The organism is Kitasatospora sp. NPDC048194 (genome assembly GCF_043202455.1).
Lineage (GTDB): Bacteria > Actinomycetota > Actinomycetes > Streptomycetales > Streptomycetaceae > Kitasatospora.
This window is the reverse complement of sequence record NZ_JBIDAK010000024.1, coordinates 17,351-36,286: the sequence shown is the minus strand read 5'-3', so window position 1 is coordinate 36,286 and position 18,936 is coordinate 17,351. Positions and strand designations below refer to the sequence as shown.

At 72.1% G+C, this 18,936-nt stretch carries 25 protein-coding genes; 24 read left to right on the top strand and 1 reads right to left on the bottom strand.

Features of this window, described 5'->3' with window-relative positions:
* Position 1: 1 nt before the first annotated feature.
* Complete coding sequence (locus ACGF07_RS25540; RefSeq protein ID WP_392902316.1) at positions 2-343, bottom strand: DUF2511 domain-containing protein; 342 nt, start codon at positions 341-343, stop codon at positions 2-4.
* A 52-nt stretch (positions 344-395) separates the two neighbouring features.
* Here ACGF07_RS25540 and ACGF07_RS25535 point away from each other — a divergent pair, with 52 nt between their 5' ends.
* The 24 genes from ACGF07_RS25535 to ACGF07_RS25420 all read left to right on the top strand — a co-directional run bounded on the left by ACGF07_RS25535 (position 396) and on the right by ACGF07_RS25420 (position 18,926).
* Entirely contained in the window at positions 396-782 is a 387-nt protein-coding gene (locus tag ACGF07_RS25535; RefSeq protein ID WP_392902315.1) for a holin, read from the top strand.
* A complete protein-coding gene (locus ACGF07_RS25530) occupies positions 779-940 on the top strand; it encodes a hypothetical protein (RefSeq protein WP_392902313.1) in 162 nt (53 codons plus the stop codon). Before ACGF07_RS25535 ends, ACGF07_RS25530 begins: the two co-directional genes overlap by 4 nt.
* A 176-nt stretch (positions 941-1,116) precedes the next feature.
* Positions 1,117-1,596, top strand: coding sequence for a hypothetical protein (locus tag ACGF07_RS25525; protein WP_392902311.1), 480 nt, complete (start codon positions 1,117-1,119; stop codon positions 1,594-1,596).
* On the top strand, positions 1,577-3,151 hold the full coding sequence (locus tag ACGF07_RS25520) for a hypothetical protein (RefSeq protein WP_392902309.1): 1,575 nt from the start codon (positions 1,577-1,579) through the stop codon (positions 3,149-3,151). The genes ACGF07_RS25525 and ACGF07_RS25520 overlap by 20 nt, the downstream gene beginning before the upstream one ends.
* Before the next feature lie 13 nt (positions 3,152-3,164).
* Positions 3,165-4,628, top strand: coding sequence for a phage portal protein (locus ACGF07_RS25515; RefSeq protein WP_392902307.1), 1,464 nt, complete (start codon positions 3,165-3,167; stop codon positions 4,626-4,628).
* A gap of 1 nt (position 4,629) precedes the next feature.
* A complete protein-coding gene (locus tag ACGF07_RS25510; RefSeq protein WP_392902305.1) occupies positions 4,630-5,601 on the top strand; it encodes a hypothetical protein in 972 nt (323 codons plus the stop codon).
* Between the two features lie 46 nt (positions 5,602-5,647).
* Positions 5,648-6,379: a hypothetical protein gene (locus tag ACGF07_RS25505; RefSeq protein ID WP_392902303.1), complete on the top strand. Its 732-nt coding sequence runs from the start codon at positions 5,648-5,650 to the stop codon at positions 6,377-6,379.
* Positions 6,380-6,397: 18 nt separating this feature from the next.
* The gene (locus tag ACGF07_RS25500) at positions 6,398-7,258 is read left to right on the top strand and encodes a P22 phage major capsid protein family protein (RefSeq protein ID WP_392902301.1); all 861 of its coding nucleotides are present in this window, start codon (positions 6,398-6,400) and stop codon (positions 7,256-7,258) included.
* Between the two features lie 15 nt (positions 7,259-7,273).
* Positions 7,274-7,639 (top strand): hypothetical protein, encoded by a 366-nt coding sequence (locus ACGF07_RS25495; protein WP_392902299.1) that lies wholly within the window; start codon positions 7,274-7,276, stop codon positions 7,637-7,639.
* Positions 7,639-7,932, top strand: a complete 294-nt coding sequence (locus tag ACGF07_RS25490; protein ID WP_392902297.1) for a hypothetical protein — start codon at positions 7,639-7,641, stop codon at positions 7,930-7,932. The genes ACGF07_RS25495 and ACGF07_RS25490 overlap by 1 nt, the downstream gene beginning before the upstream one ends.
* A 9-nt stretch (positions 7,933-7,941) precedes the next feature.
* Positions 7,942-8,502, top strand: coding sequence for a hypothetical protein (locus ACGF07_RS25485; RefSeq protein ID WP_392902295.1), 561 nt, complete (start codon positions 7,942-7,944; stop codon positions 8,500-8,502).
* On the top strand, positions 8,502-8,912 hold the full coding sequence (locus ACGF07_RS25480; protein WP_392902293.1) for a DUF6093 family protein: 411 nt from the start codon (positions 8,502-8,504) through the stop codon (positions 8,910-8,912). Before ACGF07_RS25485 ends, ACGF07_RS25480 begins: the two co-directional genes overlap by 1 nt.
* The gene (locus ACGF07_RS25475; protein ID WP_392902291.1) at positions 8,909-9,289 is read left to right on the top strand and encodes a hypothetical protein; all 381 of its coding nucleotides are present in this window, start codon (positions 8,909-8,911) and stop codon (positions 9,287-9,289) included. The genes ACGF07_RS25480 and ACGF07_RS25475 overlap by 4 nt, the downstream gene beginning before the upstream one ends.
* Positions 9,286-9,693: a hypothetical protein gene (locus ACGF07_RS25470; protein ID WP_392902289.1), complete on the top strand. Its 408-nt coding sequence runs from the start codon at positions 9,286-9,288 to the stop codon at positions 9,691-9,693. Before ACGF07_RS25475 ends, ACGF07_RS25470 begins: the two co-directional genes overlap by 4 nt.
* Positions 9,694-9,703: 10 nt before the next feature.
* Positions 9,704-10,036 carry a hypothetical protein gene (locus ACGF07_RS25465; protein WP_392902287.1) on the top strand — a complete coding sequence of 111 codons (333 nt, stop codon included), beginning with the start codon at positions 9,704-9,706 and terminating at the stop codon, positions 10,034-10,036.
* 25 nt (positions 10,037-10,061) lie between these two features.
* Positions 10,062-10,541, top strand: a complete 480-nt coding sequence (locus ACGF07_RS25460) for a hypothetical protein (protein WP_392902285.1) — start codon at positions 10,062-10,064, stop codon at positions 10,539-10,541.
* Positions 10,541-11,077 carry a hypothetical protein gene (locus ACGF07_RS25455; protein ID WP_392902283.1) on the top strand — a complete coding sequence of 179 codons (537 nt, stop codon included), beginning with the start codon at positions 10,541-10,543 and terminating at the stop codon, positions 11,075-11,077. Before ACGF07_RS25460 ends, ACGF07_RS25455 begins: the two co-directional genes overlap by 1 nt.
* A gap of 32 nt (positions 11,078-11,109) precedes the next feature.
* The gene (locus tag ACGF07_RS25450) at positions 11,110-11,385 is read left to right on the top strand and encodes a hypothetical protein (RefSeq protein WP_392902281.1); all 276 of its coding nucleotides are present in this window, start codon (positions 11,110-11,112) and stop codon (positions 11,383-11,385) included.
* A gap of 1 nt (position 11,386) precedes the next feature.
* Positions 11,387-15,052, top strand: a complete 3,666-nt coding sequence (locus ACGF07_RS25445; RefSeq protein ID WP_392902279.1) for a phage tail tape measure protein — start codon at positions 11,387-11,389, stop codon at positions 15,050-15,052.
* 14 nt (positions 15,053-15,066) lie between these two features.
* Complete coding sequence (locus ACGF07_RS25440; RefSeq protein ID WP_392902277.1) at positions 15,067-15,942, top strand: hypothetical protein; 876 nt, start codon at positions 15,067-15,069, stop codon at positions 15,940-15,942.
* A gap of 9 nt (positions 15,943-15,951) precedes the next feature.
* The gene (locus ACGF07_RS25435) at positions 15,952-17,007 is read left to right on the top strand and encodes a hypothetical protein (RefSeq protein ID WP_392902275.1); all 1,056 of its coding nucleotides are present in this window, start codon (positions 15,952-15,954) and stop codon (positions 17,005-17,007) included.
* Positions 17,007-18,080 carry a hypothetical protein gene (locus tag ACGF07_RS25430; protein WP_392902273.1) on the top strand — a complete coding sequence of 358 codons (1,074 nt, stop codon included), beginning with the start codon at positions 17,007-17,009 and terminating at the stop codon, positions 18,078-18,080. The genes ACGF07_RS25435 and ACGF07_RS25430 overlap by 1 nt, the downstream gene beginning before the upstream one ends.
* Positions 18,077-18,538, top strand: a complete 462-nt coding sequence (locus ACGF07_RS25425; RefSeq protein ID WP_392902271.1) for a hypothetical protein — start codon at positions 18,077-18,079, stop codon at positions 18,536-18,538. The genes ACGF07_RS25430 and ACGF07_RS25425 overlap by 4 nt, the downstream gene beginning before the upstream one ends.
* A gap of 7 nt (positions 18,539-18,545) precedes the next feature.
* Positions 18,546-18,926, top strand: a complete 381-nt coding sequence (locus ACGF07_RS25420) for a hypothetical protein (protein ID WP_392902269.1) — start codon at positions 18,546-18,548, stop codon at positions 18,924-18,926.
* Positions 18,927-18,936: the final 10 nt, after the last annotated feature.

Sequence of the window (18,936 nt, the reverse complement as noted above, 5' to 3'; positions counted from 1 at the left end):
CTCAGCACAGCGCCAGCCCGGTCTTGACCACCGAGCTAAGGTTCACCTTCAGGCCGTTGCCGAGTGTCGGATCGTCAGCCCAGATCGACTGCGGCTTCACGTACCTGACCTGGGCTGCACCGTTCAGGCCGTACTCAGTGCCGCCAGCCTCGAACGTCACCGCTTGCCCCGGCCGGCACCGCAGCGTCCCCGACTCCACCGTGAACGGCCACGGCGACACCGTCTCTCGCGACACTTCCTTGCTGTGACCGTCGTCGCCGGCGACCAGCCACGACACGCCGAAGATCCCAGCGACCACGACCACCGCAGCGACCCACTTCCCCCGCCGACTCTTGCCTGCCACAGCCACCACGCCTCCCCAGTGAGGCCGCTCAGCGTAGGGCAGGTGATCGACCGTGGCCAGACGTCGCGCCCTCACCGTCTGCACCGTGGCCGGCTGCCCCGAGCTCACCACCGGCGGCCGCTGCCCAGACCACCAGGCCCAGGCAGAGCAGGCCCGCGGCACCCGCACCCAGCGCGGCTACGGCCACCAGCACCGCAACCGCTTCCGCCCCGGCGTCCTGCAGCGCGACCCACAGTGCGTGTGCACCGACCAGGACCACGGACACGGGCAGCCCTGCAGCCAGCCCAGCCAGCACGCCGACCACTGGCCGCTGTCCCGCCGAGAGCTCGTCGACGCAGGCCACGACCCGGACGACCCAGCCCACGGCCGAGGCCTCTGCCACAGCTGCCACAGCCGCGAGACAGCACGCCACCAGCCCGGAGGATGGAACAGCCGATGACCGAGGACTACCGAGCCCAGCCCAACACCAAGGCCCTCACCCTGGTCGACGTCACCACTACAAGCGACGCAGAGCCGAGCTACATCCTCGGTCACGGCACCTACGAGGCCCTGGTCGCCATGGGCTGGACACCGCCAGCCACCACGGAGGGTGACTGACCCCAGGGGGTGGACCCCCCGACGGCCCACCGACCAGGACCGCCGGGGAGGCAGCCCGCAATCTGTACGGGTCTGGTGCCCCCTGGGGGCCGCCGACCGTAACCCAGAGTGACCCCAGGCGCGGGCCGCAACGGCCCCGCCGTGACGTGCCGCAACGGCACTGGAGAGTGATCACCATGGGCGGAATGGGCCCGGCCCCCAAGCCGGCGGGCGAACGACGACGGCGCAACGCCTCGATCGCAATGACCCAGCTCCCAGCCGAGGGACGCCAGGGCGAACCGCCCCGCTTCCCGCTGCCGCCTCTCGTCATCAAGGACGTCGACACGACTGCCCTGCGAGAGCGCGAGCTCGACCTGTGGGCCGACCTGTGGTCGACGCCGCAGGCCGTGATGTGGGAACGCACGCGCGCCGTGCTGACCGTCGCGCGCTTCGTCCGCTTCTCTGTCCTCGCCGAGAACGGCAACACCAAGGCGGCGACCGAGGCGAGGCAGCTGGAGGATCGGCTCGGCCTGAACCCGCAGGCGATGCTGCGGTTGCGGTGGGAGATCGCCCCGGACGAGGTGGCCGAGCAGCGTCAGAGCCGGTCGTCCCGACGCCCGATGAGTGCCCGACAGCGGCTGAAGGTGGTCGACCCCAGTGCCGTGGCGGGGGCCTGATCACCCGGGCGAGTTCCCCACGCTGGGCTGGACGATCGGCGAGTGGATCGAGGCGCACTGCGTCATCCCGGACGGCGACCGGATCGGCGAGCCATACCTGCTGACCGACGAGATGTGGCAGTTCCTGGCCTGGCACTACCGGCTCCGGCCGGACGCCGCCGAGGACCGGTGGGCGTCCGCCTGGGCCTACCGCCGCAGCCAGCTGGTACGGCCTCAGAAGTGGGGCAAGGGCCCGCTGACGTGCGCGCTGGTGTGCGCCGAGGCGGTCGGCCCGGTCCGCTTCGCCGGCTGGGACGCCGCAGGAGAGCCGGTCGGCCGGCCGTGGGAAACGCCCTGGATTCAGATCGCCGCTACTTCCGAGGATCAGACCGACAACGTCTACCGGGCGCTCGTCCCGATGATTGACGAGGGGCCGCTGGCCGACTGGATCCCGGACACCGGCGAGACCCGAATCAACGTTCCGGGCGGCGGCCGGATCGAACCGGTCACCTCCAGCGGCCGGGCCCGCCTGGGCCAGCGCATCACCTTCGCTGTGCAGGACGAGACGCACTCCTGGCTGGAGGCGAACGGCGGCTGGAGGCTGGCGGAGACCCAGCGCCGGAACCTATCCGGGACCGGCGGCCGGGCGGTGGAGACCACCAACGCCTGGGACCCGTCCGAACAGAGCGTGGCCCAGCGCACCGCTGAGGCCCGGGTCACGGACGTGCACCGCGACCACCGGATCCCGCCGCCGGCGTCGCTGGCGAACAAGCGGGAGCGGCACAAGGCCCTGCGGATCGCCTACGGCGGCTCGGCGGTCGGCGCTGGCGGCTGGGTGGACATCGACCGGATCGACGGCGAGCTCGTCGAGATCGCCGAGAAGGACCCGGCCCAGGCCGAGCGGTTCTACCTGAACCGGATCGTGGCCGGCACCGCTGGCTACCTCGACCGGCACCTGTGGGACGCCCGGGCCGCGGTCCGCCCGGTGCCCGCCGACGGCACCGCGGTGGTGCTCGGCTTCGACGGCAGTGACGTCGATGACTGGACCGGCATCAGGGCCGAGACCCTCGATGGCTTCCAGTTCACCCCGACGTTCGGACCGGACCGCACCCCGACGATCTGGGACCCGGCGGAGCACGGCGGCCAGGTGCCGCGCCTCGAGGTCGACGCCGCGGTGCAGGACCTGATGCGCCGCTACCGAGTCGTCCGGATGTACTGCGATCCGCCGTACTGGGAGACCGAAGTCGACACGTGGGCCGACCGGTACGGCGAGAAGGTCGTGGTCCGCTGGTACACCCAGCGGGCCGTGCAGATGCACGCCGCGGCGGAGCGCCTCCGCACGGACGTGATGAAGAAGGACAGCACGTTCCGGCACGACGGATGCCCAACGGCGGGCGCGCACATCGCGAACGCCCGCAAAGCGGCCAGGCCGGCGGACCGGTACGTGCTGAAGAAGGCCAGCCCGGCCCAGAAGATCGACCTCGCGGTGGTGAGCATCCTCGCTCACGAGGCGGCGGGCGACGCCATCAAGGCGGGCCTGGCCCGCGAGACGGAGTCGTGGGTGTGGACCGCGTGAGAGGAGGTGCCCTGTGGGGCTGACGCTGGAGCAGGCCGGACGGCTGGCGGACGTGCTGATGTCCGAGCTGCAGTCCCGCTCGGGCGCCGTCCGGACGGCGACGAACTACTACAAGGGCAAGGTGCCCCTGCGGTTCGCGAGCGAGCAGTACCGCCAGTACTTCGAGAAGCAGTACCGGGGGTTCAGCGACAACTGGGTTTCCGTGGTCGCTGAGTCCCCGGTGGAGCGCCTCGCAGTGACCGGCGTGAAGGCCGCCGGCGAGGTCACGGCCGACAAGGACCTGTGGGGGGTGTGGCAGCGCAACGGGCTCGACGCCGACTCCCAGCTCGGCTTCCTCGGCGCCGGGCTCGGCGCACGGGCGTTCGCGCTCGTGTGGGGCGACCCGGACGACGAGGAGACCCCGCGCGTCACGTTCGAGGACGCCCGGCAGGCCATCGTCCAGTACGAGCCGGGGAGTCGGCGATGCCGGCGGGCCGCTCTGAAGACGTGGCAGGACGGCAACTGCGAGTACGCCACCCTCTACCTCAAGGACGAGGTCTGGAAGCTGAAGCGGCCGGTCGGCGCGGAGCCCCGCAAGAGCCCGCTGCTGGCGCAGGCCGACGAGCTGGAACGCGCCTGGACGGAGCGGGACACGGGCAGCGAGCCGAACCCGCAGCCGAACCCCATGGGCCTGGTGCCGATGGTGGAGCTGCCGAACCGGCCGCTCCTGGCCGACGACCCGATCAGCGACGTCTCCGGCGTGATCGCGATGCAGGACGCCGTGAACCTGCTGTGGTCCCAGCTGTTCACCGCGAGCGACTTCGCGAGCTTCCCGCAGCGCGTTGTGCTCGGCGCCGAGCCGCCCAAGACGCCGATCCTTGACGCCAACGGCCAGGTGATCGGCTCCCGGCCGGTGCCGCTGGAGAAATTCGCCGTCGACCGCGTCCTGTGGCTCAGCTCCGACAAGGCCAACATCGGCTCCTGGCCGGCCGCGAACCTGGAGGCCTACACCAAGGTGATCGAGGTCGCGGTCGGGCACATCGCTGCCCAGACCCGCACCCCGCAGCACTACCTCGTCGGCAAGATGGCCAACCTGTCCGGCGACGCCCTGATCGCGGCCGAGACCGGCCAGGTCAAGAAGGTCCAGCAGAAGCAGCTCTGGTACGGGCAAGCGATCCGCGAGCTGTTCCAGCTGATCGCGCTCGCCCGCGGCGAGGACAGCAAGGCCCGCGCGCTGGCCGGCGGCACGGTCATGTGGGCGGACGCCGAGTCCCGTTCGATGGCCCAGCTCACCGACAGCCTGCTGAAGCTGAAGCAGATCGGCTTCCCCTTCGAGTACCTCGCGCTGCGGTACGGGCTCACCCCGACCGAGGTCGCGGACCTTATGGCCATGCGCGAGCAGGAAGCGGCCCTGGACCCGGTGTCCTCGCTGCTGGCCGGCAAACCCGACCCGATCCCGCCGCCACCGGAGCCGACCCCCGTCCCGCCGCAGGTGTGATGTGGACGCCGAGGCCCTCGCCATCGCCCACTACCGGCGCCAGCGGCGCATCACCCTGGCCGCCCTGCGCGCCGCCACCCGCGAGTGGCGCCAGCTACCCCAGGACGCCATCACCGAGGCGTGGATGTCCGCCACCGGGGACCGGGTGTTCGCGATCATCGCGGCCGCCCAGCTGGCCGCGGCCACCGGCAGCACCTCCTACGTGTCTGCCGCGGTCACGGCCCAGGGCGCGGATGGCCAGGCTCCCGAATTCCGGGTCGACCCGGCCGCGTTCACCCGGGTCGCCGCCGACGGCCGTCCGCTGGAATCCCTGCTCTACCAGCCGATCATCCGCACCAAGCAAGCCATCGGCGGCGGCGCCGCGTCGGGTGACGCGCTCGACCAGGGCTTGTCCGAACTGCTGCGGATCGTCGGCACGGAGGTCCCGGACGCGGGCCGGCAGGCCGTCGGCGCCGGCATCACGGCTGACCGGCGCACGACCGGCTACGTCCGTGTCCTGTCCCCGCCGTCGTGCGCCCGCTGCGTGGTCCTGGCCGGGAAGGAGTACGGCTGGAACAGCGGATTCCAGCGGCATCCGCACTGCGACTGCGTGCACCTGCCCATCACCCGCTACCGGCGGGGAGTGCACACGATGGACCCGGAGGGCTACTTCCGCAGCCTGTCCCGGGCCGAGCAGGACCGCGTTTTCACCATAGCCGGGGCTCGGGCCATCCGAGACGGCGCTGACATCGGTCAGATCGTCAACGCCCGCCGCGGCCTGTACACGATCGCCTCCGGGACGCACGGCGGACGCCTGCTGGCTACCCGAGAGGGCATGACCAAGCGGGGCCTGGCTGCCCGCCGCCTCAAGAGTCTGGTCGAGGCCGGCCGCGCGCCCGCACGGGCCCGTCTCATGCCTGAGGCGATCTACAAACTCGCGTCCGACCGGAACGAGGCGATCCGCCTCCTCCACCGGTACGGCTTCCTCTACTGACCAGGCCGCCGCAACGGCGGCCCCGACTCCTGCAACAGGAGCCCCGATGCACGACCGCACCCTGCCCCGCCACGCCCGTACGGGCCTGCTCGCCGTCGGCTGGCGCAAGCCGCGCCCCGGCGAGGACGGCGAACAGCCGATCTGGCCGATCCTCGGCGGCGCCCCCGACGACGGCGACGACGACCCCGACGACCAGCCGGACGACGACAGCCCGGACGACGGCGACGACGAGCCGCTCGGCGAGGCCGGCACGAAGGCCCTCGCGGCGGAGAAGGCCCGCCGCAAGGCCGAGGCCGAGCGCCGACGTGCCGCCGAGAAGCGCGCCGCCGACCTGGAGGCCGAGCTCGCCGCCGCGAAGAAGGGCGACGGCGGCCCCGACGAGGACCAGATCCGCCGCGACGCCACCACCGCGGCCACCGCCCGTGCCAACGAGCGCATCCTGCGCTCCGAGGTCCGCGCGGCCGCCGCCGGCAAGCTGTCCGACCCCCGCGACGCCCTGCGCTTCCTCGACCTCACCCGCTTCGAGGTCGACGAGGACGGCCAGGTCGACGAGGACGAGATCGCCGAAGCGATCGACGACCTCGTGAAGTCCAAGCCCTACCTGGCCGCAACGGCCGGCAGCACCAAGCCCCGGTTCGAAGGCACCGGCGACGGCGGCGCGCGCAAAACGCCCACCGGCCCCCGCCAGTACACCGAGGCCGACGTCAAGAAGATGACGCCCGAGCAGATCGACGAGGCTCACCGCAAGGGTCAGCTGCGCGACTACCTGGGCTCCTGACCGAGAGGACCCACAGCAGTGGCCATCACCCGTTTCAAGCCGGAGATCTGGAGCGCCAAGCTCCTGGTCGCCCTGCGCAAGGAGCTCGTCTACGGCGGGCCCGGCATGATCAACCGCGACTACGAGGGCGAGATCGCCAACGCCGGCGACACCGTCCGCATCACCTCGATCTCCGACCCGACCATCGGCACCTACGTACCGAACAGCACGACCATCGTGCCCGAGGAGCTCACCGACGCCCAGCGCACCCTCGTCATCGACCAGGCGAAGTACTTCGCCTTCAAGGTCGACGACGTCGACCAGCGCCAGGCCGCCGGCAACGTCATGACCGAGGCCATGTCCCGGGCCGCGTACAAGCTCGCCGACACCGTCGACCAGTACATCGCCTCGTTCTACACCGGAATCGTCGCCGCCAACCAGCTCGGGTCGACCGGCTCCCCGATCGACACCTACACCACCGTCACCGACGCCTACGACAAGGTGCTCGTCCCGCTGCGGACGGCCCTGAAGAAGGCGAACGTCCCGACGGCCGGCCGGTTCGTCGTCGTCTCCCCGGAGCTGATGGGCTCCCTCCTGCGCGACGCCCGGTTCATCAAGGCCAACGAGGCTGGCACCACGGACGCCCTGCGCAACGGCTTCGTCGGCCGGGCCGCGGGGTTCGACATCTACGAGTCGAACAACGTGCCCAACCCGTCCGGCGACACCCAGGTCATCATCGCGGGCGTCAACTCCGCGCTGACTTTCGCCGAGCAGATCAGCCAGACCGAGGCCTACCGGCCCGAGGCCGGGTTCTCCGACGCCGTCAAGGGCCTGGCCGTCTACGGCGCCAAGCTCGTCCGCCCGGAGGCGCTCGCCTGCGCCTTCATCAACCCGGCCTGATCGGAGACCTGAACCATGGCTCGCACCGCCGTCCCGTACAGCGTCCTGTCGCCGAACAGCTCGATCGCCGACCCGACGCCGACCACCGCGGACCCCACCAACCAGCACACCATCGCCAAGGCCACGCCGGAGCTCACGATGCTTCGCGTCTACAACTCCGGCGGCTCCTCCAACACCGCCACCGTCAAGGCCGGCACCTACCCGCCCGCCCTCGCCGCCGGCCAGGGCGACCTCGCCGTGACCGTCGGCGCCGGCGCCATCGTCTGGCTCGGCCCGTTCGAGTCCGGCCGGTTCCTCCAGGCCGACGGCTCGCTGAGCATCAACCTCGGCGCCTCCTTCGCCGGATCCCTGACCGCCTTCAAGATGCCGAGGAACACCTGATGCCCGAGACGATCTACGTCCTCGGCGAGGGCGGCGCGGTCATCGCCATGGACCTCCCTCTGCCCGACGCGATCGCCCACCGCATGACCACCGGCCAGCTGCGGCGCGTCAACGAGGACGGCAGCCCCTACACCGAACCGGCCGAGCCCGACGTGCCGCAGCTGCCGAGCCAGGCCCCGCCGACCAGCGCCCCCAAGAGTGAGTGGGTCGGCTGGGCGGTAGCCAACGGCGCCGACCCGGCCGCCGCCGAGGCGATGACCAAGGCCGACCTGATCGAGGCCCACGGCGTCTAGGAGGCGAGCATGAGCCTGCCCCCACTCGCCACCCAGGCCGACGCCACCACGTACGGCTACAGCCTCCCGGCAGCGACCGCCGACGCCCTCCTCGCGCGGGCCTCGGCACGCATCCGCCGGGCGGCTGGACAGCCCATCACCTCCAGCACCTCCACCGTCCGTCTCGCCGAGCACGACGGCACCGTGGCCCTCCCCGGGCCGCCGATCACCGCGGTGACGTCGGTCGTCGCGGTCGACAGCACCGGCACCACCACAGCACTTCCCTGGTGGTGCTGGGACGGCGAGCGGCTGACCGTCCCCTGCGGCACCGGCCAGGTGGAGGTCGTCTACACCCGCGGCTACGGCACCGTCCCGGACGGCATCGTCGAGCTGACCTGCGCGGTCGCCTCGCGGTTCGGGGCCACCCCGGCCGGCGCCGACGGGCTGCTGCGGTCCGAGCAGATCGACGACTACAGCAGGACGTTCGCCACCGAGGCCATCACCGCAGCCGGCGACCTGCTGCCTGGCGAACTGGAGGCCCTGGAGGCGGCCCTCGGCACGCCGGAGGCCTGGATGACGGGGAGCCGCTGATGCCCCTCGACACCCTCCTCGCCGCCGGCCGCACCGCGCACGAGGCCCTGATGGTCGACACCGTCCGCCTCGTGCGGCCAGGCACCGACGTCTACGACCCTGTCACCGGCGCCACCACCCAGCCGGACGCCCGGGTCCTCTACGGGCCCGGACCGGGCAGGGTCAAACCGAACGTGGTCCAGGACCACGGCAAGGAGGCCGGTGAGCGGCAGGTCGTGCTCCGCCGCTACCAGGTGGCCCTGCCGTGGTCGGCGATGCCGCTCGCGGTCGACCGCGTCGTCGCCGGTGACCAGGTGATCGTGGCCGCCTCTCCGGACCCGCGTCTGGCCGGGATGACCCTGTGGGTCACCTCGGTCGAGGAGTCCTCGACCGCCACCGCGTGGCGCCTGGAGACGGAGGACCGCTCGTGAGCATCGACATCACCGGACTCGAGGCTCTGGTCGCGGACCTGGCCCGGGCCGGCCAGGAGGCCGCGCGCGGCGCCCGACAGGTGGTCTCCCGCGGTGCGCTGAACATCAAACGCGACTGGCAGGCCAACGCTCGTGCGAGCGCCGGCCGGTACGCGCCGCACTACCCGGCGAGCATCAGCTACGACCTGGAGACCACACCGGTCGGCACGGGTGCGGTGATCGGCCCGGACAAGGGCGGGCCCCAGGGCGCCTTGGGCAACATCCTGGAGTTCGGGACGAGTCGGCAGGGCGGCCACAACGACGGCGGCCGGGCGCTGGCCGCCGAGGAACCCCGCTTCCTGGCCGCCATCGAGGAGTTCGGCGGGGGCCTGCTGTGACGATCCCTGCCGTCCTGCCGCACGTGGCCGCCATCCAGGCCGCCCTCGCAGCGGCCGGTCTGACCGTTTACCTCGGCGGCGCACCGGCCGGCCCGGCCCCGCTGCCCAAGAGCTACGTGGTCGTGTACAGCGGCCCAGGGGCCTCATCCACAGACTCCCTGGCCGACGACCGCACCACCCTCGACGTCCTGCTGCAGGTCACCTGCGTGGCCACGACTCCCGACGGCGCCCTCGGTACAGCCGACCGGGCACGCGCTGCTCTGTCCCCGGCGCTCGCCGTGGACGGCCGGGCGACGTGGCGGCCCGAGGAACTCGGCGGGCCGCCACTGCAGCGCGACGACGACGTCACCCCGCCCCTCTACTACCTGCCGATCCAGTACCGGATCCGCTCGATCCCCGCATGAGGAGGGCCCCATGGCCACCCTGACCACCCAGGTCATCAGCCTCGCCGGGCTGAACCCCGCCTACGTCGCCGCCGGCGGCTCCGGCGACAAGGTCGCCATGTCCGGCGACCGCACGTTCCTGCACGTCAAGAACGGCGGAGGATCGCCCATCACGGTGACGCTCACCGCGACCGGCGCGGTCCGCGGCCAGACCGTCACCTCGCCGACCGTGTCCGTCCCGGCCTCGGGCGAGCGCATGATCGGCCCGCTCACCGCCGACCTGCTCGCCGGTACCTCCGACGGACTCGCCGCCATCAGCTACTCGGCGACCACCTCGGTCACCGTCGCCGCCGTCCGCATCTGACCACCCCGCACGCCCTGGAGGGCCCATGTCCGACCTGATCAGCGACGGCAAGACCCGGGTTGCCTGGGTCGCCAGCGTCGCCAACATCAACGCCCCCACCACTACCGAGCTCAACGGCGGCATGGACCTCACGCCGCGCCTGACCCCCGACGGCCTCAAGATGGACCCGACCACCGCCGACGTCGACACCAGCTCGCTGGCCAGCACGTTCGACACCATGGAAGTCGGCCGGATCAAGTTCGACGGCGAGCTGACGGTCAAGCGCGGCAGCACGCCGACCGAGGACCAGCCCTACACCACCCTGCTGTACGGCACCCACGGCTACCTGGTCATCCGCCGCGGCATCGACTACTCGACCAACTTCGCCTCCGGCCAGCAGGTCGAGGTGTACCCGGTCGTGTGCGGCGAGCGCGCGAACAAGGCCCCCGCCGCGAACGAGGTGCTCAAGTTCATGAGCCCGCTCAAGGTCACCACCCAGCCGGCGACCAACGCGACGGTCGCCTGATGCCCCAGAAGCAGTCCCCGGGGCTGGACATTGAGGCGATCATCGCGGGCGCCACGGCGCGCGAAATCACCGTCCCGCTGTGCCTGGCCGGCGCGCTCCAGGGCGAGTACGAGGCCCTCGAGCGGCAGCTCACCGACGCGGCGGCACTGGTCGGCCAGTCCCTGGCCGGCAACCCCCGCACGCGGATCGCCGAGCGCATGGAGGCCCTGCGCGAGGAGATGGCCCAGCACCTGGTGGAGTTCCGGTTCCGGGCCCTGTCCCCGCAAGCCTGGTCCGACCTGCTGGCCGCGCACCCGGCCAGCAAGCCGGACATGCTGTTCGACCCGACGACGCTCTTCCCCGCGGTGATCGCCGCGTGCTCCGTCGACCCGGTCATGACCGTCGACCAGTACAAGCGGCTGGCGGAGAAGCTCTCCGCGGGCCAGCAGAGCGTGCTGGAGCAGGCCCTCTGGGACCTCAACAACGCCGCCCAGCAGGCCGTCCCTTTCTCGTTGCTCGCCTCCGCGACCGCCGCCTCCCGCACCGGCGAGAAGTAGAAGCCGCCCGCGCCTGGGGCGTCCCCCGATCGGTGTTCCTCGGCCGGGTCGTCGGCTCGGCCGAGCCGCTGTGGACCGACTCCGACCGCGCGTGGGCACTCGCCCTGGTCGTGGTCGAGGAGGACACCTGCCGCGGCTGTGGCCAGCCGCTGTCCGTCGCAACCGCGCCCGATGCCGAGGACGCGTGGGTGGCGGAGGTCATCCGCTGCCACGCGTGCACCGCCGCGGGCCAGCGAACAGCCCAGTTCCAGCAGGCCGGAGGCGACCCGAACGGGGCGCACGTCCACGTCCACCCGAGAGGAGGCTGACGTGGCCAACCGCACCGTCAACGTCCGGCTCAGCCTGGACACGGCCGCGTTCCAGCGCGGCGCCGGCCAGGCCGAGCAGGACAGTCGGCGTCTCGCGGTCACCGCGCAGGCCGCGGCCCGCGAGACCCAGACCGCCTACAACCGGGCGTTCGAGAGCACCGCCACCGCCGCGACCGCCGCGATGCGCGCCCAGCAGAGCGCGTTCGAGCGGGGCGCGACAGCAGCGACTGCGGCGAGCCGCACGGTCGCGGAGGCCGGCCAGACCGCGGCGGCGTCCACCGAGCGCATCGCTGCGGCAGCCGAGACCATCCCGGCGACGTTCCGGTCCGCCGCCGCGGCGGCGGACGCCTCGCTGTCGAGCATCACGACCGACGCGCTCGGGACGTCGCAGGCGCTCGCCCGCACTGGGGCGGTCACGGTCAACATGTCGGCGGCCGCGTCGGAGGCGCTGGCCGGGTTGGCGGCCGCTGCGGGCGGCAGCATGGGCGAGGTCACCACGGCGTCGGCCCTGGCCTCGACGGCGACCCGCGGGGTCGCGACCGCCGCCGGCGAGATCCCGGCGACGTTCCGCGCGGTCGCGACCGTCGGTGCGGCGTCGATGGCCGAGGTGACAGCCGCATCCACGCGGTCATCGCTGGCCATCGGGCAGGTCTCCGCCACCCTCACCAGCGCGAACCTCGCCGCAGCGACGGGCGTCGAGCGCCTCTCGCTGGCCTCGCGACTGGCTCTGTCCGAGGCGGCCACGTCGGCGGGTGTCGTCACGGCGGAGACCGCCGCCGCGCAGGCCACCGTGTGGGGCCGCGCGACGATGGCCGTCAGCGGGTTCGCCGCGGCCGCCCGGGCCAACGCGACCTCGTTCGGCGCGAGCATGGTGTCGGCGGGCGAGCGCGGGGAGAAGGCCTTCACGGCGGTCCGGACGAGCGGCCTGCTGATGATCGGCGCGTTCGCCGCAGCCAGCATCACGGCCGCACACTTCGAGAAGGCCATGTCCGGCGTCGCGGCTGTCGCCGACGCCACCGACCAACAACTCGCCCAGCTGCGGCAGGCCGCGATCGTGGCCGGCCGGGACACCGCCTACAGCGCGTCCCAGGCCGCGGACGCCGAGGGCGAGCTGGCGCGCGCGGGCGTCAGCGTCGCCGACATCACCGGCGGCGCGCTGAAGGGCTCGCTGTCCCTCGCCGCGGCTGGGCAGTTGGACCTCGCCGAGTCCGCAACCATCAGCGCGCAGGCGATGAACACGTTCAGCCTCAAGGGCGCCGACGTCGGTCACATCGCCGACGTCCTCGCCGCAGGCGCCAACAAGTCGGCGGCGGACGTGCACGGCCTGGGCGAGTCCCTGCGCATGGGCGGCCTGCTCGCCCACCAGACCGGCCTGTCCTTCGAGGACACTGTCGGCACCCTGTCAGCGTTCGCTGACCACGCGCTGGTCGGCTCGGATGCTGGCACCAGCCTAAAGGTCATGCTGCAGCGGCTGGTCCCGCAGTCCGACGAAGCCCGCGGCGTCATGGACAAGTTGGGTTTCAGCGCATACGACGCGCAGGGCAACTTCGTCGGCCTCACCGCGCTCGCTGGGCGCCTGCAGTCGTCGTTCACGAACCTCACGCCCGAGGCGCGGAACGCCGCCATGGCCACCATTTTCGGCAGCGACTCGGTGCGCGCGGCAACGATCCTGTACGAGCTCGGCGCCTCAGGCGTCGACCGCTACCGCGACGCCGTCAACGACCAGGGCGCCGCGTCCCGCATGGCCGGAACCCAGATGAACAACCTGGCCGGAGACATCGAGCAGCTCCGGGGCAGCCTCGAGGTCGCACTGATCAACGGCGGCACCGCCGCCAACGGGGTCCTGCGCGACATGGTCCAGTGGGTCACCAGACTCGTCAACGCCTACACCGACCTGCCTCCGTGGCTGCAGACCAGCGCGGTTGCGCTGCTCGGCATCGGCGGCGCGCTCACCGTGGTGGTCGGCGGCCTGATGCTCGCTCTACCGAAAATCGCGGCGTTCAAAGCCTCGGTGGCGACCCTGTCGGAGACCATGCCGCGGCTCGCGTCCGCGGCGTCCGGAGCCGCCGGCTTCCTGGGCGGCCCGTTCGGCGCGATCCTCGGCGTCGCCACGGTCGCCCTGTCGATCTTCGGCTTGGCCTCGCACGACGCGAAGCAGCAGCAGGAGAGCCTGACCGAGGCGGTCAAGGCGGACAGCAACGCGGTCGGCGCCAACGTCAAGGCATGGCTGGCCCACAAGCTGGAGCAGGACGGCGTGCTCAAGAGCGCCCAGGCGCTCGGGATCTCCACATCCGACCTGACCGAGGCGATCCTTGGCAACGCCGCAGCCCTCGAGCGCGTAAACGGCCAGCTGGCGCCGATGAGAGAGGAGGCCAAGGCAGCTGCTCAGGCGGCCGCCGATGCCGGCGGCGGCCAGACCGAGTGGGCGCAGGGCATCACCAAGGTCGACAAGGCCCTCGGCGGCCTGACCCCACAGATCAGCGGCGCGGTCGACGCAGCCAAGCGCGAGGCGGAGGCGAGCGGCACCGCCGCGGACAGCACGAAGAGCCTGGGCGGTGCGGCCAAGGTCACAGCCCAGGACATCAGCGACACCCGCACCGAGGTCGAGAAACTTAACGACGCGCTGAACGGCCTCAACGGCGCGAACATCTCGGCCGCGAAGGCGGCTGTGTCGATGCAGGGCGCTCTCGCCGACCTGAAGGACAAGGTCAAGGAGAACGGGGTCAACCTCGACATCACCACAGAGAAGGGCCGCAACGTCAAGACCGCGTTCCTGGACGCCGCAGCAGCCGCGCAGGCCCACGCCGAGGCGGTCATGAAGCAGACCGGCAGCACCGAACAGTCGGTGGCCGTGCTCGGTGAGGACATCGATGCCCTCAAGCGGGTGATGAAGCAGGCCGGGTTCACCCAGCAGCAGATCGACTCGCTGACGGCGGCGTACGCCCAGCTTCCACCAGCGAAGGAGACCAAGGTCACCGATCCCGGCGCCCTGCAGACGATCAAAGACCTGGAGGAGGTCAAGGCCAAGGTCGAGAACGTCCCGCCCGGCAAGACCGTGACCGTCCGGGCGCCGAGCGCCGACGCGATCCAGGCCCTGCAGGCGATCGGCTACCAGGTCGAGGCTCTGCCCGGCGGCAAGGACGTCCGGGTCACCGTGCCGACGAACGACGCCGCGAACGGGACCGCGAGGATCCAGCAGGCCATCAACGGTATCGAGGGTCGCACCGTCACGGTGCGGGTCGACTACTACGATCCGGGCTACGCCGACCGGCATCAGCCCGTCAACAAGGCCTGGGGCGGCGTCACGAAGTATGCGAACGGTGGCGTCCGGGCGGCCGCCGATGGCCTGTCGGGGCGCCAGGCCATGATGTCCTCCCGGCCGATCCTGTGGGCCGAGGCCGGGCCCGAGGCGTACATCCCGCTGGATCCCGCCAAGCGCGGCCGCAGCATGGCCCTGCTGGGCGAGGTCGCGAGCATTTTCGGGCAGCAACTCGTCCCGGCACGGCCGGTGGCCGGCGAGCTGATCCCCGCCCGGCAGCTCGCCGCCCCGACGGCCCCCGTGCCCCAGGACACCCACCGCACCACCAACGTCACCCTCTACGGCGCCCGCCAGGCGACCAGCGAACAGCTCGCCGACCTGGTCCGGCACATCGAGTTCATCGGCTGAGAGGAGGTGATCGGGTGGCCGGCTACACGCCGGGGCAGATCCTCGGCGGCCGTCAGATCACGCTCGGCACGCTGCAGCTGGGCGCGGTCGACGGCGCCGGGGTCGCCTGGACCATCGCCCCCGACGGCCTCAAGGGCTGGTCCGGGCCTGCGATCCGCACGCAGTACTCCGACCGCGAGGCCGACCACGGTGCATGGGCCGGGCCCACCTACCTGGGGGCCCGGACCATCACCCTGGCTGGCACCATCATCGCCCCGTCCCTCGCCGCCCTGGACGCGGCCGCAGAGCAACTGCTCGCGGCGGCCGCCATCACGGACACCACTCTGACCATCGCCGAGACCATCCCCAAGCAGGCCACGGTCCGGCGGAGCGGCGAGGTGCTGCTGGAGTACGACACCGACCGGGTCGCCCGCTACTCGGTGATGCTCACCGCCCCCGACCCGCGCCGGTACAGCACGACGCTCCAGTCCCGGTCAACCGGGCTGCCGCAGACGACTGGCGGCTTCAGTCTGCCGATCGTGCTGCCCCTGACGATCACCGCGACCACCGCATCCGGGACGTTCACGCTCGCCAACCAGGGCAGCATCGGCACCAGGCCGACGCTGACCGTCACCGGGCCGTGCGTCGGCGGGTTCACGGTCGTCGCGTCTCAGCCGTCGGGCGCCACGACCCAGCAGACGTACAGCGACAGCCTGCTCGCCGGCGACACCCTCGTCATCGACGCGCAGGCCCGCACCGTGCGCCTCAACGGCCAGACCAGCAGGCGCCGGTACCTGTCCGGCACCTGGCCGGAGATCCCCCCGCAGTCCTCGCTGAGCTTCAGCTGGTCCTGCCCCAACTACTCGTCGTCTGCGCTGCTGACCGGCACCGCGCGCTCGGCCTGGATGTGAGGAGCCGACATGCCCACCGATCCGCTCTGGCTTCCCACCCTCAGCTACGACGAGACCGAGCTCCGCAAGATGGACTCCGCGCTGGTCATGGCCGACGGCACGGCGATGGGCTCGCGCCCCGGCGTGCGGCCCGGCGACGCCGGCCTCACCGTCACCCTCTCCGGCACAACGGTCAACGTCTCGACCGGCACGGCGGTCCTGTACCGATCCGGTCAGGGCGTTTACCGCGCGCAGATCCCGGCGTCCACCGCGGGTACCCTCGCCGCCGCCGACGGCACCTACACCCGTATCGATCTCGTCTACCTGCGCGTGTGGGACACCGCCGTCGACAGCTCGAGCCTGCGGAAGGCGGACCCAGTGCTGCTGACCGGCACCCCCGGGGCGGCCCCGGCCGCACCGACACCGGGTGCCACCGAGATCTACGTGCCGCTGGCCACCATCACCGTGCCCCCGACCGGCAGCGGCGGCACCGGCTCAGCCACCGTGTCCACGGCCGTCCGCCAGGTCACCGTCGCCCCGGGCGGCATCCTGCCCGTCTCCAGCACCGCCGACATCGCGGCCGCCGGCACCTACACCGGCCAGGCCCGCTACAACACCGTCCGCGCCATGCCCGAGTACTGGAACGGCACCGCGTGGGTCGCGCAGGGCGACTGGAGCTCCTACACGCCGACGTTCACCAGCCTCGGCGGCGGCGCCAGCATCGGCAACGGCACCATCTACAGCCGCTGGTACCGGCTCGGCAACTCCGTGGTGTGGCAGGGCCAGATGACCATCGGCTCTACCACCAACGGCGGCTCCGGGCTGTGGTTCATCAGCATGCCGACGCTGCAGCCCACCACGCCCGCCAGCGTCGCCTTCACCCGCACCGGGACCCTCAACTACATCTCGGGCGGCAACAACTACGTTGGCCTGATCAGCTGCAACCCCAGCGACGGCGGCAAGGCGACCTTGATCGCCAAGTCGTCGTTCAGCAGTACCTCGTTCGACAACGTCGGCGCCAGCACCCCGACGACCATGGTCACCGGCGCACAGATCATCTGGGCCGTCGAATACGAGGCCGCCTGATGGCCGCGGTCGAACTCGCCTGGTACGGCTGCGACCTGCGGACCGGCGGCATCTCCGAGGAACTGCCCGCCCTGCGACCGGACCAGCCGCTCAGCATGCGCATCGGGACGCCCACCAGTGGCAGCTTGTCCCTTGCGCTCGCCGGCGCGCCCCCGGAGTGGGAGGCCGCCACCGACCCGGGCCGGTCCATGCTGGTCGCCGTTGACACCCTCACCGGGCAGCCGCTGTGGTCCGGGCTGGTCCTGCGGCGCGAGGGCGGCTCCGGCCCGACCGCCACCCTCCAGGTCGCCACTCCCGAGGCCTACCTGGACCGCCGCTACCCGGGCGACTACACCGCCACCGCCGACGCGTCGACGGTCATGTCGGCGCTCGCCACGCCCGCGCTCACCAGCGGGCCGCCGCTCGCCCTCGACACCACCGCCAGCGGGACGACCATCACCTACACGATGGCCGACTCGGACGACCGCACCGTCCTGTCCGCGCTGCAGGAGATCGCGGCCATGGCTGGCGGCCCCGAGTGGACGATCGACACCGTGTGGGGCGACGCCGCCCAGACGAAGTTCCAGCTCTACCTGCGGATCCGACCGACCCTCGGATCCACCTCGGGCGACGCCGCGTTCGACATGCCGGGCTGCATCTCCTCATACTCGCTGACCGAGTCGTATGAGCGCGGCAAGGGCGCCACCCGGGTGACCGCCCGGGGCGACCAAACCGGCAACGTCCGCTCGTCCTCGACCGTGCACACTGCCGACGCGCTGATCGCTTCCGGCTGGGGGCTGTGGGAGCACCGCTGGACCCCGGCCCAGGGCATCACCGACACCGCACAGCTCGACCGGCACGCCACCGAGGCGCTCGCCCTGATGGGCACCGGCACCCGGGCCTGGACCGTGACCGCCGTAGCCTCCGCCGCCCCCCGGCTCGGCTCCGCCTGGGACCTGGGCGACACCGTCTCCATCACCGTCGACTCCTCGCCCCGCCACCCCGCCGGGATCTCCACCACCGCCCGGGCCTACGCCTGGACGCTCGACCCCCGCGCGGACCGCGTCTCCCCGATCCTGCTGGAGGACGAGTGACGACCCGCCAGGATCAGCTGCCCGGCGGCCCGGCCGCGCTCGGCGCCCGCATCGCGGACCTGGAACGGCAACTGCGCGAACTCCGCGCCGCACTGCCGGACCTGTCCGCCGCCGACGCCGTGCTGCCGCCGCTTGACACCGACCCGACCCGCTGGCCGCAGACCACCCTCACCAGCTGGACAACCATCGCGTCGTGCAGCAACGTCCGCTGGTCCACCCAGCTCCGCCTGGTCCTCAACACCGCCACGTCCGGCGGGGGCGCCGGCAACATCCGCGTCACTGTCAACGGTGCCCAATGGGGGCCCGTCGTGGCCGCCGGGACGCCCTTCGACTACACCGGCGCCCTGCCCTCCAACGTCGTTGTCGGCACCGTCTACCGGATCACGGTCGACGCCCAGCGCACCTCCGGCTCCGGCACCGTCCACGCCCAGACCCAGCTCATCCGCAACCTCATGTAGGAGCCCCGTGCGCACAGTCGCCACGCTCGTCGCCCTCACCCCGGGCGATCTCGTCAGCCGCCTCGACCAGCTCGCCGCCGCCGAGTACCTCGCCGGCCGGTGCGGGCAGCTCGCCCCGCCCCAGTCCGGCCAGCCCGCCGTCTACGGCGAGCTGTGGCTCCTCGCGGTCGCCCGGATCGCCGTCGACCCCGGCGAGTACATCGTCTACGCCATCACCAGCGAGGACGACGTCCCCGGCTGGCCCTACCGAACCGGCCAGTACACCGGCGGCATCCGCACCGCCACGGACATCGCCCGCCCACTCGCCGCGGCCGGCTACACCGTCGCCCTCCGCCACTACGCCAGCTTCGGCGTCAGCTCGGCCGCGGCCGACGTCCCCCTCACCTGACCCAGCCCGC